Below are 15,663 nucleotides of genomic sequence, written 5' to 3'. Positions count from 1 at the left end.
AAGATTCAAAAACATCCTGCAAGGTTTTCAAAACCTTGTAGGTATAAATAAAAAATAAATATATTTTGAACTTAGAAAAATTAGAAAAAGATAAATTTTATCATATTTATAATAGAGGTATAAATGGTACTAATATTTTTATGGATGATGAAAATATGAGATACTTCCTGCATTTGGTAAAAAAGTATTTTATTTCTAAGATTTCGATTTTTTCATATTGTTTGTTAAACAATCACTTTCATTTTTTGGTTAGAATTGATTGTGATGAAAATACAGCAACTAAAACTTTGTCTAATTTATTTAATGCTTATGCTAAGGCATTTAATAAACAACAAAATAGATCAGGGAGTTTATTTGAAAAGCATTTTAGAAGAAAACAGATTACATCAGAAGAATATTTAAAAAATACCATCTTATATATTCATAAAAACCCTGAGAATCATAAAATTGTTTCTGATTTTGAAGAATATGAATATTCTTCATATAATTCGATTGTTAATAATCAACCGAATATAGTATCAATTAAAGAAATTATTTCTTTGTTTGATGATTTAGAAAACTTCGTCTTTAGTCATAAAAAAGATTTAGAGAAAGAAGAACTTAAAAATTTTGAAAACTTCACAAATTTGGAAAAACAGAATAATACCTACAAGGTTTCTAAAACCTTGCAGGAAGAGAAAGTTAGTTACAAAAACAAATTTTACAAATACATAGAAAACCTACAAAATACCATAACTGCTACATTAGAAAAAGTTGATGGTGTTGCTAAATTTCAAGAAGATATCTGGAAAAGAAAAGAAGGTGGTGGAGGTAGAACTAGAGTAATTGAAAATGGTGCAGTTTTCGAAAAAGGAGGTGTAAATATTTCTGCAGTTCATGGAGAATTGCCAGAAGTTTTAAGAAATCAATTTAAAGTAAAAGAAGGTAATTTTTTTGCTTGTGGTTTAAGTTTGGTTTTGCATCCTAAAAATCCTTTTGTACCTACTGTTCATGCAAATTGGCGTTATTTTGAAATGTATGATGAAGCAGGAAATATTGTGACACAATGGTTTGGTGGTGGACAAGATTTAACACCTTATTATTTGTTTGATGAAGATGCCATTCATTTTCATACGGTTTGTAAATCCGCTTGCGATAAACATCATCCAGAATTTTATCCGAAGTTTAAAAAAACTTGTGACGATTATTTTTGGAATGCGCATAGAAATGAAGCTCGTGGAATTGGGGGTTTATTTTTCGATTATTTAAAAGAAACAGACGAATTTTCTATTGAAGATCGTTACCAATTTGTTACTGAGGTTGGTAATAGTTTTTTAGAAAGTTATGTGCCAATTGTTGATAGAAGAAAAGAAATAGAATACAAGCAAGAACATAAAGATTGGCAAGAAGTTCGTAGAGGTAGATATGTGGAATTCAACTTGGTACATGATAGAGGGACTTTATTTGGTTTAAAAACCAATGGAAGAATAGAAAGTATTCTAATGAGTTTACCACCTGTTGTACAATGGAAATACAATCATCAACCAAAAGAAAACTCAGAAGAAGCAAAACTGTTACAAGTTTTAAAAAAACCGAAAGCTTGGGTGTAATCTTTTGAATAATTATTAGTGTTTCGCTCTTTTTAAAATAGTTATTTAAAGAATTGTGAATATTATTTTTATTCTGTTAAGAATAATTAAAAATAAAAATCTTTTGACATAAAATTATAGCTTGCAAAAAATACAAATAAAATCATCACTTTTTTGTACTTTTGCAATCTCTAAAACTACATAGAAATGGCAAGATTCGAATTAAAATTACCAAAAATGGGAGAAAGTGTTGCAGAAGCAACCATAACTTCTTGGCTAAAAGAAGTTGGAGATCCTGTTGAACAAGATGATGCTGTTGTTGAAATTGCTACAGATAAAGTAGATTCTGAAGTTCCTTCTGAAGTAGAAGGTACTTTAATAGAAATTTTATACGAAAAAGATACAGTGGTTGCTGTTGGAGAAACAATTGCAATTATAGAAACGGATAAAGCAAGCGTACCCAATACTACTGAACCTGAGGTTGCTAAAGAACAAGTTGCACCAAAAGTTGTAGAGGTAGAAAAAACTATTGAAAAAGCGATAGAAACTGTAGCAACACCTATTGCAAAAACTTCTGATTCTGGTAAATTTTATTCGCCTTTGGTTAGAAATATTGCGCAAACAGAAGGTATTTCTATGGATGAATTAGAAACCATTGTAGGAACAGGTCAAGAGGGTAGAGTTACCAAAGGTGATATTTTATCATACATCGAAAATAAAGGTACTGCAGTTACAAAACCAGCACCTGAAGTTATTGAAGAGCCAGTTAAAGCTCCTGTTCAGAAGAAAGAAGTTAAAGTTGTAGAAACACCAAAAAAAGAAACAAAAGTTAAAAAAACGACACCAGTTTCTGTAAATGGTGGTGATGAAATTATTGAAATGAGTAGAATGGGTAAACTGATTGCCAAACATATGGTAGATTCAGTGCAAACTTCGGCTCACGTACAATCTTTTATCGAAATTGATGTAACCAATCTTGTAAAATGGAGAAATAAAATTAAAGAGGAATTCTTTAAAAGAGAAGGAGAAAAGTTAACGTTTACACCAATTTTAATGCAAGCAATTGCATCAACAATAAAAAAATATCCATTAATAAATATTGCTGTTGATGGTGATAAAATCATTAAAAAGAAAAACATCAATTTAGGAATGGCTGCAGCTTTGCCTGATGGAAATTTAATTGTGCCTGTAATTAAAAATGCAGATCAGTTGAATTTAGTGGGTATGACTTCTGCTGTAAATGATTTGGCAAACAGAGCAAGAAATAATGCGTTAAAACCGGATGAAGTTCAAGATGGTACTTACACAGTTACAAATGTAGGTAGTTTTGGTTCTGTAATGGGCACACCAATTATCAATCAGCCTCAAGTAGCAATTTTAGCACTAGGAGCAATTCGTAAAGTACCAGCAGTTATTGAAACTTCAGAAGGTGATTATGTTGGTATTCGACAAAAAATGTTTGTATCACATTCTTACGATCACAGAGTTGTAAATGGTGCTTTAGGAGGCATGTTTATTAAAACATTAAAAGAAACTCTTGAAGCTTGGGATGTAAATAAAGAATTTTAAATAAAGATATTTCATATAAAAAGCGCTTAGTAACTAAGCGCTTTTTTTTATTCCTTTCAAAAGTTACATCAATTAAACCGTTTCTGGTTCCCAAGAAAATTTTTGAAAAGGAGCATCTACAGGTGTATTTGCAATGTGGTTTGTGTAATTACTAATTACTTTTTGCGATAAACCTAAAATAATTTCCAATACTTGTTTTTCTCCATATCCAGCACTGTAAAATGTATTTAAATCTTCTTGATTTACATGTCCTCTATTACCAACAACTTTTAAAGTAAAATTGTGTAATGCTTGTAATTTTTCTGATGGCAATGCAGTTCTATTTCTTAAAGCTTCTGTAATTTCTTGGTCTACTTGCATCATATTTGCAATAGCAGTATGAGCAGGTACACAATAATGGCATTTGTGTTCTATATTAATAGTTTGCAAACCACAGTTAATTCTTCTTTGTTAAAAGAGGTATTGCTAAACAATTTATGAATGGTTTGGTAAGCTTCTAAGATTTCTGGTGATGCTGCTAAAACACCATGCAAACCAGGAATCATTCCATTACAATTGGTTAGATATAAAGAAATATAAATATCCTTTTAGCGTAATCTTAACAAAACTGTGTGCTTTTTACTGCGGATGTACTTCTGATATAAATTTAATCTGATGAAACTACAGCTAGCAAAAAATTATTTTTTAGCATACAACCACCAATTCATATCTCTTGTTAGTTTGTAACCTAGTTTTTCATAAATGCCGATTGCAGTATTTCCTTTATTGGTATGTAAAATAGGTAATTTATTTGCTTTAATAATTTCTTTGGATGTATGATAGATAAGTTGTTTGGCAAAACCTCTTTTGGTAAAATCAGGATGTGTAACTACAGAACTTACTTCTATAAAATCATCAGTTTGCATTCTTTGTCCAGCAATAGCCACCAATTTATTTTGTTTAAAAATGCCGTAAAAATTACCCATCTCAAAACCTTTTTTTTGATAAAATCCTGGCATTACCAACCAAATTAATTTATAAACTTCATCAATGTGTTTATCCGTTAATAGAACAATTTCTTCTGTAATATTAACATCAATCAAATTGTCTAAAACCATTTGACAACCATTAATTTTTTTTGATAAATTAATTTTTTCTGAATCTATTATTGGAGTTTGCTTTTCTGATACAAAAAAGAAACTTTCAGTTTTATCTGCATATTTATTTGAAGCTTCAGCAGTTTTAGTTTCATCAAAAAAAGCGCCAAAATTATTGATTTCTGGATTATAGAAATATGCACCATCAAATGCTATTCGAAACTTTTTATGTGTTTCTTGTAAAGCATACCAAACCGGATTTTTTAATTTATCTTCTAAAGTTACCATGGTTTACAAAATTAAAAAACTCGCAGTTACTGCGAGTTTTTTTATCATTAAAAATATAGGTAAGATTAAGAATTTGATTCTGTTCTAGTTTCAGGTTTCTTTTCGCCTTTAATTATAGAAATAGTAAGTTCATCTTTAACATCATCAAAATCCATAGTAATGGTATCACCTTCTGTTAATTTAGAGTTTACAATTTCTTCTGCCAAGGCATCTTCTATGTATTTTTGAATAGCTCTCTTTAAAGGTCTTGCTCCATATTTTTTATCAAAACCTTTATCAGCAATATAATCTTTGGCTTTTTCACTTAAATTTAAAGTGTAACCTAAATCAGAAATTCTATGTAAAAGTTTGTCTAATTCTATATCAATAATAGAGTGGATGTCTTTTCTTTCTAAAGCATTAAAAACAATAACATCATCAATTCTATTTAAGAATTCTGGTGCAAAAGATTTCTTTAAAGCACCTTCTATCACAGATTTTGCATGTGCATCTGCTTGCTCTTTTTTAGATGATGTACCAAAACCAACTCCACCACCAAAGTCTTTTAATTGACGAGCACCAATATTAGATGTCATGATAATGATAGTATTTCTAAAATCGATTTTTCTACCCAAACTATCTGTAATATGTCCATCATCTAAAATTTGAAGCAACATATTAAACACATCTGGATGTGCTTTTTCTATCTCATCTAATAGAATTACTGAGTAAGGTTTTCTACGCACTTTTTCAGTTAACTGTCCTCCTTCTTCATAACCAACATAACCAGGAGGCGCACCAATTAAACGAGATATCGCAAATTTTTCCATGTATTCACTCATATCAATTCTAATTAAAGAATCGTCAGAATCGAATAATTCGCGAGCTAAAACTTTTGCCAATTGCGTTTTACCAACTCCAGTTTGACCTAAGAAAATAAACGAACCTATTGGCTTGTTAGGGTCTTTTAATCCTACTCTATTTCTTTGAATTGCTTTTACCACTTTAGTAACAGCTTCATCTTGCCCAATTACTTTACCTTTAATCATTCCTGGTAATTCGTGTAATCTATGACTTTCTGCTTCTGCAACTCTATTTACAGGAATACCTGTCATCATAGAAACTACTTCTGCTACATTATCTTCAGTAACAATTTCTCGGTTTAATTTAGAATCATCTTCCCATTGTTTTTGGGCAGAATTTAAAGCAGCCTCCATATTCTTTTCATCGTCTCTTAACTTGGCAGCTTCTTCATATTTTTGACCATTTACCGCTTTTGTTTTTTTATCGCGAATAATTTCCAATTGCGCTTCTAATTCTAAAACTTGTTTAGGTACTACAATATTGGTAATATGAATTCTAGAACCTGCTTCATCTAAAGCATCAATGGCTTTGTCTGGCAAGTATCTATCTGTCATGTATCTATTGGTTAAATTTACACAAGCTTCAATGGCATCATCTGTAAAATCTACGTTGTGATGTTCTTCGTATTTGCCTTTAATATTGTGTAAAATTTGTATGGTTTCTTCAACAGTAGTAGGGTCTACAATTACCTTTTGAAAACGACGTTCTAAAGCTCCGTCTTTTTCGATGTTTGTTCTAAACTCGTCTAATGTTGTGGCACCTATACATTGAATTTCGCCTCTTGCTAAAGCAGGTTTTAACATGTTAGATGCATCTAAAGAACCAGTTGCACCACCTGCACCAACAATGGTATGAATTTCATCAATAAAAAGAATAATATCATCATTCTTTTCCAATTCATTCATTAGTGCTTTCATACGTTCTTCGAACTGCCCTCTGTACTTTGTACCTGCAACTAAGCTGGCTAAGTCTAAAGAAACAATTCTTTTATCAAACAAAATTCGAGATACTTTTCGATCTACAATTCGTAAAGCCAAACCTTCTGCAATAGCAGATTTACCCACACCAGGTTCTCCAATTAACATTGGATTGTTTTTCTTTCTACGACTTAAAATTTGAGAAACACGTTCTATTTCTTTCTGTCTACCAACTACAGGGTCTAATTTTCCTTTTTCAGCCAAATCTGTTAAATCGCGTCCAAAATTATCTAAAACAGGTGTTTTCGATTTTTTAGCAGTTTTACTTTTTTGAGATTGCTCAAAAGGATTTGGTTTGTCTGATGCATATTCGTCATCAGAAGGTGTTTCTGCAATTGGGTTTTTAGGCAAATCGATATCAGAATCATCTACGTGCAATTGTTTGTATAAAGCTTTAGCCTCATCGTAATTAACGTGGTATTTCTGTATTAATTTTGTGGTTGGGTCGTTTTCATTACGCAAAACGCAAAGTAATAAATGTGCAGTATCAATAGCATCGCTTTGGTACAATTTAGCCTCTAAAAAAGTTGTTTTTAACGCCTTTTCTGCTTGCCTTGTTAAACGCAAACTAGGTTTATCTGTTACTTCTGTAAATGTTGGGTTAGACGGGTTTAGTTGCTCTAGTTTTTTACGTAATAGCATTAAGTCAACATCAAATGCTGTTAATATTTCTATCGCTTTTCCTTCGCCTTTTCTTATCAAACCCAATAAAAGATGCTCAGTGCCAATAAATTCATGCCCTAATCTTAAAGCTTCTTCTTTACTGAAAGTGATTACATCTCTAACTTTTGGTGAAAAATTATCGTCCATATTTCTTTCTATCTAAAATTGATGTGTTGTAAATTTAGTCCTTTTTTTGTCAAAATAATTACAAAAAAGATGCCATTGTAAAAATATGACAGTTTGACCTGCAATACAAGATAGAAAACTATTGTAAATCAAGCAAATAAAATAGCGTTAAAAATTATTAAAAAATGTTGATAACTCTGCTATTTTGAAGGTAGGAAATCTTTGAAAAAAGGGCAAGAAATAGTATCTTGCCTTGTTTTAAAAATTAGATAATTATTAATAAGAATTATATATGGCAGAAGGCGAAAAGTTAATTCCAATTAACATTGAAGAGCAGATGAAAGCTGCATACATTGATTATTCAATGTCAGTAATAGTTTCAAGAGCATTACCAGATGTAAGAGATGGTTTAAAACCAGTACACAGAAGGGTTTTGTATGGGATGCATGAATTAGGGATTAAAGCTACTGGAGCTTATAAAAAGTCAGCAAGAATTGTTGGGGAAGTGTTAGGTAAGTATCATCCACATGGAGATACTTCTGTATACGATTCTATGGTTAGAATGGCACAAGATTGGAGTGTGCGTTATATGATGGTAGATGGCCAAGGAAACTTTGGTTCTGTAGATGGCGATTCTCCTGCAGCAATGCGTTATACTGAGGTTAGAATGCAAAAAATATCAGAAGAAATGTTAGCTGATATTGAAAAAGATACTGTAGACCATACTTTAAATTTCGATGATACTTTACAAGAACCTACGGTTTTACCAACTCGTATCCCTAATTTATTAGTTAATGGAGCTTCTGGTATTGCTGTTGGTATGGCTACAAATATGGCGCCTCATAACTTAACAGAAGTTATTAATGGAACTGTTGCTTATATCGAAAATAGAGATATTGAAATCGATGAATTAATGCAACATATTTCTGCTCCAGATTTTCCTACTGGTGGAATTATCTATGGTTATGATGGTGTAAGAGATGCTTTTCAAACGGGGCGTGGTAGAATTGTAATGCGTGCCAAAGCCATTATAGAAGAGGTTAAAGGGCGTGAGTGTATTGTGGTAACCGAAATTCCTTACCAAGTGAATAAAGCAGATATGATTAAGAAAACTGCGGACTTGGTAAATGAAAAAAAGATAGAAGGTATTGCCAATATTAGAGATGAATCTGATAGAAATGGAATGCGTATTGTATATGTTTTAAAACGTGATGCCATACCAAATATCGTTCTTAATAAATTATTTAAATACACGCAATTACAAACTTCTTTTAGTGTAAATAATATTGCATTGGTAAACGGAAGACCAGAGCAATTGAATTTAAAACAATTGATTCATTATTTTGTTGAACACAGACATGAAGTTGTTGTTCGAAGAACAGAATACGAATTAAAGAAAGCAGAAGCTAGAGCTCATATTTTAGAAGGATTAATTATTGCTTCTGATAATATTGATGAAGTTATTAAAATTATTAGAGCATCGTCTAATGCTGATGAAGCAAGAACAAGTTTAATTGAGCGTTTCGAGTTAACTGAAATTCAAGCAAAAGCTATCGTAGAAATGCGTTTACGTCAATTAACAGGCTTAGAGCAAGACAAGTTAAGAGCTGAGTACGATGAGATTATGCTTACCATTGCTGACTTAAAAGATATTTTAGCAAATGAGCCAAGACGTTATCAAATTATCACTGACGAATTATTACATATTAAAGAGAAGTATGGAGATGAGCGAAGATCTACTATAGAATATGCAGGTGGTGATATGCGAATCGAAGATATGATTCCTGATACCAAAGTTGTGGTAACCATTTCTAATGCTGGTTATTTAAAACGTACAAATCTAGATGAATATAAAGTTCAGAATAGAGGAGGTAGAGGGCAAAAAGGAGCAACTACTAGAAATGAAGATTTCTTAGAGCATTTATTTGTGGGTACAAACCATCAATACATGTTGTTCTTTACGCAAAAAGGAAAAGTATTCTGGATGCGTGTTTATGAAATTCCTGAAGGAGGTAAAAACACCAAAGGAAGAGCAATGCAAAACTTAATCAATATAGAACAAGATGATAAAGTAAAAGCATTTTTGGTAACTGAAGATTTAAAAGATGAAGAGTACATCAATAGTCATTATGTTATCATGGCCACTAAAAAAGGGCAAGTTAAAAAGACTTCTTTAGAGCAATATTCTCGTCCAAGAACAAATGGAATCAATGCCATTACTATTAAAGAGGGTGATGAATTATTAGAAGCAAAATTAACAACTGGAGATAGTCAAGTAATGTTAGCTTTAAAATCGGGTAAATCTATTCGTTTTGAAGAAGCCAAAACAAGACCAATGGGTAGAACTGCTTCTGGTGTTAGAGGAATTACTTTACAACATGAAAACGATGAAGTTATAGGAATGGTTGCTGTTAATGATATGGATAGTAACATTTTAGTGGTGTCTGAAAAAGGATATGGAAAGCGTTCTAGTTTAGAAGATTATCGACTAACAAATAGAGGTGGTAAAGGTGTAAAAACTTTGAATATATCTGAAAAAACCGGTAATTTAGTAGCCATTAAAAACGTAGATGATTCTAACGATTTAATGATTATTAATAAGTCTGGAATTATCATTAGAATGGCAGTAGAAGACTTACGTGTAATGGGGCGTGCAACCCAAGGTGTACGTTTAATTAAAATTAAAGAAGACGATAGTATTGCAGCTGTAGCCAAAGTAGTAAATGAAGACGATGCAGAAGATGAAATAGAAAATGGCACGGATATTGAAAATAGTACAAACGAAAATCAAGAATAACACAATAAATTTAAATAAAGTAGTAAAATGAAAAATCAAATATTAGCTCTTTCATTAGGATTGATGTCAATTGGAATGTTTGGGCAAAAAAATGAACTAAAAGCTGCAGAAAAGGCTCTTAAAAAGAATGACTTAAAAACAGCCAAAGCAGCTATTCTTCCTCTAGAAAGTATGGAAGAAACTATGGACCCTAAATACAAAGCGAAATATTATTATTTAAAAGGAGCTGCGTATGGAAAAACGGATATCGAAAAAGCAGCAGCAGCGTACAATAAGTTGTTCGAAGTAGAAAAAGCTACGGGTTCTTCTAAGTACTCTAAAATTGCAACACCGAAATTAAATGAATTAATTCAGTATGTTTCAGAAAAAGCAATTAAAGAGTATAGTACAGACAAAGATTACAAATCTGCAACAAAAGACTTTTATTTAACTTATAAATTAAGTCCTAAAGATACTACGTTTTTATACAATGCAGCTGTAAGTGCTTCTTTAGATAAAGATTACGATACTTCTTTAAAATATTATAGAGAATTGCAAGATATTGGTTATACAGGAATCTCAACTCAATATTATGCCGTTAATAAAGAAACTGGAGAGAAAGAAAATATGGGTACAAAAGAGAATAGTGATACCATGGTTAAGTTTGGTAAGCATACTAATCCAACTCAAGTTACTTCAGAGTCTAAACAACCAGAAATTATTAAAAACATTGGTTATATTTTAATCAATCAAGGTAAAGATGATGAGGCAATTGTAGTAATTCAAGAAGCAAGAAAATCGAATCCAAAAGATTTAAACCTTTTATTGAATGAAGCACAATTGTACATCAAATTAAAAGACATGGACAAGTTTGGTGCTTTAATGCAAGAAGCTATTGCCTTAGACCCAACAAACCCAACACTTTTCTTTAATTTAGGAGTTGTAAACCAAAACGAAGGTAAAACTGAAGATGCTATTAAATATTACAAAAAAGCAATTGAGTTAAAGCCAGATTATGGTGATGCTTACATGAATTTAGCAGTTGCTATTCTTGCAGGTGAAGAAGCAATTGTAAATGAAATGAACAAAAATTTATCGAACTTTAAAAAGTACGATGAATTAGAGAAAAAGCAAAAAGAATTATATAAAGAAGCTTTACCTTATTTAGAAAAAGCTGATGAATTAGGTAGAACAATCGATACTGTAAAATCGATCTTAAACATATACGATCTTTTAGAAATGACTGAAAAAGCAGATGCTTTAAGAGAAGTTTATAAAGAAATGAGAGGTCAATAATAAATTCTTTAACACATATTAAAAAGCCGAAACGTTAAGTTTCGGCTTTTTTTATATCAATTTTTTAATCACTCTAAGCTTATGTGTATGCGTATGTAAATCGTTATTAAAAATTCCACTATGGTCTAAAGTGTCAATTCTTACTTTGCCAAAAGCATGAATAATATGATAGTCTTTTAAGATGATACCCACATGAATAATTTCTCCTTCGTCATTATCAAAAAAAGCCAAATCACCAGGTTCACTTTCTTCTATAAAACTAAGCACTTCACCTTGTTTTGCTTGTTGATTGGCATCTCTAAAAAGTTTATAACCACAAAGTTTATACACCATTTGTGTAAAACCAGAGCAATCAATACCAAAAGGAGTTTTACCTCCCCATAAATAAGGTGTATTTAAAAATAGAAAAGCTTTCTGAATAATTTCTTCTTTAGGTAAAGCTCCAGAAAAAAACTTGCCTTCGAATTTAAATTTTTTAGAATTTATTACAAACTCTTGATTATTGTAAAAAGGCAAACGAGCTCCTAAAGGAATTGTTAATAAATCGTAAGATGCATCTGTTATAAAATCGATAACCTCACCAGAATAAATATTGGTGTTTAAGTTCATTTTATGAAAAACAGCTTCCTCAATTATTTCAAATTGTTTATTGTCTATATAGCCTTCATAATCATCAAAAGACATTTTAATTTTACTCCAATTCTTTTCTTTTTCAAGAATGGTAAAACTTTCTCCAAACAAAACCTGACTAATCATTTCTGATTGGTCTAGAGGTTCTGCTCGCAAAGGAACAATACTTAAATTACAAATTCCGTACAAATTGTTTATTGAAAATTAAATGCGTTCTATAATTAATGCACTAGCACCACCACCACCATTACAAATGGCTGCAGCACCAATTTTGGCGTTATTTTGTTTTAAAATAGAGGTTAATGCAATTACAATTCTAGCACCAGAAACCCCTAAAGGATGTCCTAAAGAAACAGCGCCACCATTTACATTTACCTTATCATTAGAAAGGTTTAAAATTTTCATATTGGCCAAACCTACCACAGAAAAAGCTTCGTTAAGCTCAAAATAATCAACATCATCTAGGGTTAAGTTTGCTTTTTTTAGTGCTTTTGGTAAGGCTTTTGCTGGCGCAGTTGTAAACCATTTAGGTTCATGAGCAGCATCTGCATAACTTACTATTTTGGCAAGTGGTGTAAGGTTAAGTTCAGCAGCTTTTTTAGCAGACATTAATACCAAAGCAGCCCCACCATCGTTTATGGTAGAAGCATTGGCAGCTGTAACAGTTCCGTCTTTTGTAAAAGCAGGTCGTAAAGCAGGAATCTTCTCCATTTTTACATTTTTATATTCCTCATCCTCAGAAAAAAGAATTGGTTCTCCTCTTCTTTGTGGTATTGCTACAGGCACAATTTCATCCTTAAATTTACCATCGCTCCACGCTTTTGCAGCTCTTTGGTAAGATTGTATGGCGTAAGCATCTTGGTCTTCTCTTGTAAATTGATATTCAGTAGCACATTCATCAGCACAAACCCCCATAGGCATTTTACCATAAGCGTCTACTAAGCCATCTTTCTGCATACCATCTTCCATAGTAATTGGTCCAAATTTAGAACCTATACGTGCCTGTTGATAATGAGGTATTGCACTCATGTTTTCCATACCACCAGCTACTACAATTTCTGCATCGCCTAAAGCAATGGCTTGCGAGGCCAACATAATCGATTTCATACCAGAAGCACAAACTTTATTTACGGTAGTACAAGGCACTGTATCTGGAATGCCAGCGTGTATGGCAGCTTGTCTTGCAGGTGCTTGGCCTAAACCAGCAGAAACTACATTACCCATAAATACTTCTTCTACTAAATTAGCCTCTAAATTAATTTTTTCTAAAGCACCTTTTATGGCAGTTGCGCCTAATAGTGTTGCTGGTATTGTAGATAAACTTCCCATAAAACTCCCAATAGGCGTTCTAGCTACAGATACAATTACTACATCATTCATAAATTTTAATTAAGGTAATTTTTAAAAAATAATATGCTAAAATAACCATTTTAAATCAAAAAGAAATCTTAATCAAATTGTAATTTTTAGGCTTCGTATATTTACAGTAAGTTTGTTATATAAATAGCGTTGTTTATGAGTGATTTAGTAAATAAAATTTATAGGAATAATACCATTATCTACAAGGTAATTTTATTCTTAATTACCACAATTTCAATTGTATATTTATTTCCAAAAGGTGGGCAATTTAAATATGATTTTAATAACGGACAATTATGGAAATACGATAACTTGTATGCTAATTTCGATTTTGCCATTCAAAAAACAGCAGAAGAAATTGCCTTAGAAAAAAAACAGATCCAAGCCAATGCAAAATTATATTTTCAATATGATACTGAAGTTTTACCTGCTGTAAATGAAAATTTTAAGAACAAAATCAACGGAATTAAAAACAGCGATTCTTTATCTGTAAATGATGTTAATCGACTTAGAGAACTGGGGCAAGACATTATTGATAAAGTTTATACTTATGGGTTTTTAGAAGTTGTTAGCGAAAATAAGGTGGTAAAGAGCAATGAGATCATCGCACTAAAAAAAGAGAATGAAGTACAAGATGTTGTCTATAAAAATTTACTAAAATCTAAAGATGTTTTAGGGATTATCAATAGAGATTTAAATACTGAGATTAATTCGTATCAAAAAAATTTACTCATTAACATTTTAGCTAAAATTATAAAACCGAACGTTTCTTTTGATAAAGTTTTTACAGATAAAGTAATCGAAAAAGAAATCGGTACAATTTCGTACACCAAAGGAAAAGTAGAAGAGGGGGAGTTAATTATCTCGAAAGGAGATTTTGTAGAAGGTAAAAAATTGGCCATTTTAAATTCTTTAAAAAGTGAATCTGAATCTAAAGTGTGGACAGACTCTAATTACAATTGGATTGTTTTTGGATATACCATTTTAGTGTCTTTGGCTTTATTGATGTTGCTACTGTTTTTGTTTAAATACAGGATAGAAATTTTTGAAAACAACAACAAAGTAACCTTTATCTTTTTTAATGTATTTGCCATTATTTTTATTCAGACATTGGTAATTAAATACAATTCAGAATATTTATATGTGGTGCCTTTAAGTATACTACCCATTATTATAAAAGCCTTTTTCGATGCACGTTTGGGGCTATTTACACACGTACTAACAGTTTTGTTGTTAGGTTATATTGTGCCAGATAGTTTCGAGTTTATTTACTTACATATTATTGCAGGTATAGTAACTATTTTAACGGTTTCAGAATTGTATAAAAGAGCCAATTTATTTATTTCTGTGGCTCAGATTACTCTAATTTATATGTTAACCTATTTTGCGTTTTCTATTATTAAAGAAGGTAATGCATCGCAAATTAATTTAACCTATTTTATGTTGTTTGCGGCAAATGGTTTATTGTCGTTTTTGTCGATTATCATCATCTATATCTACGAAAAATTATTTGGTTTGGTTTCTGATGTAACGCTTTTAGAACTCTCGAACACCAACACAAAATTATTAAGAGAGCTCAACGAAAAAGCACCAGGTACTTTTCAGCACTCTATGCAAGTAGCCAATTTAGCAGAAGCAGCAGCAAATGAAATTGGTGCAAATTCCATGTTGGTAAGAACAGGAGCTTTGTATCACGATATTGGTAAAATGTTAAACCCAAAGTATTTTATAGAAAATCAATCTACTGGTGTAAATCCACACAACGATTTATCTCCAAGAGATAGTTCTACCATCATTACCAATCATGTTATAAAAGGAGTAGAGGTAGCCAAAAAATACAATTTACCAGATAGAATTATCGATTTTATCAGAACGCATCATGGTACAAGTGCTACTTATTATTTTTATAAAAAAGAACAAGAACTAAATCCGGATATCGAGATCGATATTAAAAAATTTCAATATCCAGGGCCAATACCATTTTCTAAAGAAACTGCAATTTTAATGATGTGCGATGCAGCAGAAGCCGCTTCTAAAAGTTTAAAAACTCCTACAGCCATCTCTATCAGCGATTTAATTGATAAAATTATTGACAAACAAATGGGAGATAATCAGTTTTTAAACTCAGACATTACCTTTAGAGAAATCGAAGTGATTAAAAAAGTGATCAAGAAAAAATTGATGAATATTTATCATTTAAGGATAGAATATCCTGAGTAAAAAAAAGTAGCATAAAAATTGAAAAAAGTTTTGGTAAATTGTAATTCTAATATTACATTTGCACTCGCAATTTATTTCAAGCAATCGATGTTTGAAATTCTTGGAGAGGTGGCAGAGTGGTAATGCAGCAGATTGCTAATCTGTCGACCTTTTTGGTCGCCAGGGTTCGAGTCCCTGTCTCTCCGCAAATTGCACTCGGGGTGTAGCGTAGCCCGGTCATCGCGCCTCGTTTGGGACGAGGAGGTCGCAGGTTCGAATCCTGCCACCCCGAC

9 protein-coding genes, 2 tRNA genes and 1 pseudogene are annotated in these 15,663 nt (G+C 31.6%); 7 read left to right on the top strand and 5 right to left on the bottom strand.

What is annotated here, in order from left to right:
* The first annotated feature begins 665 nt into the window (after positions 1–665).
* Together hemF and ACWYN7_RS14140 are read left to right on the top strand one after the other, a co-directional pair.
* The gene (hemF, locus tag ACWYN7_RS14145) at positions 666–1,589 is read left to right on the top strand and encodes an oxygen-dependent coproporphyrinogen oxidase (RefSeq protein ID WP_462860673.1); all 924 of its coding nucleotides are present in this window, start codon (positions 666–668) and stop codon (positions 1,587–1,589) included.
* A 186-nt stretch (positions 1,590–1,775) separates the two neighbouring features.
* A complete protein-coding gene (locus tag ACWYN7_RS14140; protein WP_462860626.1) occupies positions 1,776–3,137 on the top strand; it encodes a dihydrolipoamide acetyltransferase family protein in 1,362 nt (453 codons plus the stop codon).
* A gap of 72 nt (positions 3,138–3,209) precedes the next feature.
* On the opposite strand, the pseudogene ACWYN7_RS14135 reads toward ACWYN7_RS14140, so the two are convergent.
* The 3 genes and pseudogenes from ACWYN7_RS14135 to ACWYN7_RS14125 form a co-directional block, all read right to left on the bottom strand.
* Positions 3,210–3,685 (bottom strand): annotated as a pseudogene (locus tag ACWYN7_RS14135) (carboxymuconolactone decarboxylase family protein); the annotation flags it as partial.
* Positions 3,686–3,814: 129 nt separating this feature from the next.
* A complete protein-coding gene (locus tag ACWYN7_RS14130; protein ID WP_462860625.1) occupies positions 3,815–4,501 on the bottom strand; it encodes a GNAT family N-acetyltransferase in 687 nt (228 codons plus the stop codon).
* Positions 4,502–4,566: 65 nt separating this feature from the next.
* Positions 4,567–7,131 carry an ATP-dependent Clp protease ATP-binding subunit gene (locus ACWYN7_RS14125; protein ID WP_462860624.1) on the bottom strand — a complete coding sequence of 855 codons (2,565 nt, stop codon included), beginning with the start codon at positions 7,129–7,131 and terminating at the stop codon, positions 4,567–4,569.
* Positions 7,132–7,402: 271 nt separating this feature from the next.
* Here ACWYN7_RS14125 and gyrA point away from each other — a divergent pair, with 271 nt between their 5' ends.
* Together gyrA and ACWYN7_RS14115 are read left to right on the top strand one after the other, a co-directional pair.
* Positions 7,403–9,907 carry a DNA gyrase subunit A gene (gene gyrA, locus ACWYN7_RS14120; protein WP_462860623.1) on the top strand — a complete coding sequence of 835 codons (2,505 nt, stop codon included), beginning with the start codon at positions 7,403–7,405 and terminating at the stop codon, positions 9,905–9,907.
* Positions 9,908–9,934: 27 nt separating this feature from the next.
* Complete coding sequence (locus ACWYN7_RS14115; protein WP_462860622.1) at positions 9,935–11,182, top strand: tetratricopeptide repeat protein; 1,248 nt, start codon at positions 9,935–9,937, stop codon at positions 11,180–11,182.
* Positions 11,183–11,233: 51 nt separating this feature from the next.
* Here ACWYN7_RS14115 and ACWYN7_RS14110 read toward each other — a convergent pair whose 3' ends face one another.
* Positions 11,234–12,001, bottom strand: coding sequence for a C40 family peptidase (locus ACWYN7_RS14110; protein ID WP_462860621.1), 768 nt, complete (start codon positions 11,999–12,001; stop codon positions 11,234–11,236).
* Positions 12,002–12,016: 15 nt separating this feature from the next.
* Positions 12,017–13,192, bottom strand: a complete 1,176-nt coding sequence (locus ACWYN7_RS14105; RefSeq protein WP_462860620.1) for an acetyl-CoA C-acyltransferase — start codon at positions 13,190–13,192, stop codon at positions 12,017–12,019.
* Positions 13,193–13,327: 135 nt separating this feature from the next.
* Here ACWYN7_RS14105 and ACWYN7_RS14100 point away from each other — a divergent pair, with 135 nt between their 5' ends.
* From ACWYN7_RS14100 to ACWYN7_RS14090, 3 genes are all read left to right on the top strand, one after another.
* The gene (locus ACWYN7_RS14100) at positions 13,328–15,391 is read left to right on the top strand and encodes an HD family phosphohydrolase (protein ID WP_462860619.1); all 2,064 of its coding nucleotides are present in this window, start codon (positions 13,328–13,330) and stop codon (positions 15,389–15,391) included.
* Between the two features lie 102 nt (positions 15,392–15,493).
* Positions 15,494–15,576, top strand: a tRNA-Ser gene (locus tag ACWYN7_RS14095).
* A gap of 11 nt (positions 15,577–15,587) precedes the next feature.
* Positions 15,588–15,662: transfer RNA gene (locus ACWYN7_RS14090), tRNA-Pro, on the top strand.
* The last annotated feature ends 1 nt before the right edge of the window (position 15,663 follow it).

The organism is Polaribacter sp. M10 (assembly GCF_054968445.1).
Note: the sequence above shows the minus strand (reverse complement) of the source record. Positions and strands in the feature narration are given on the sequence as shown.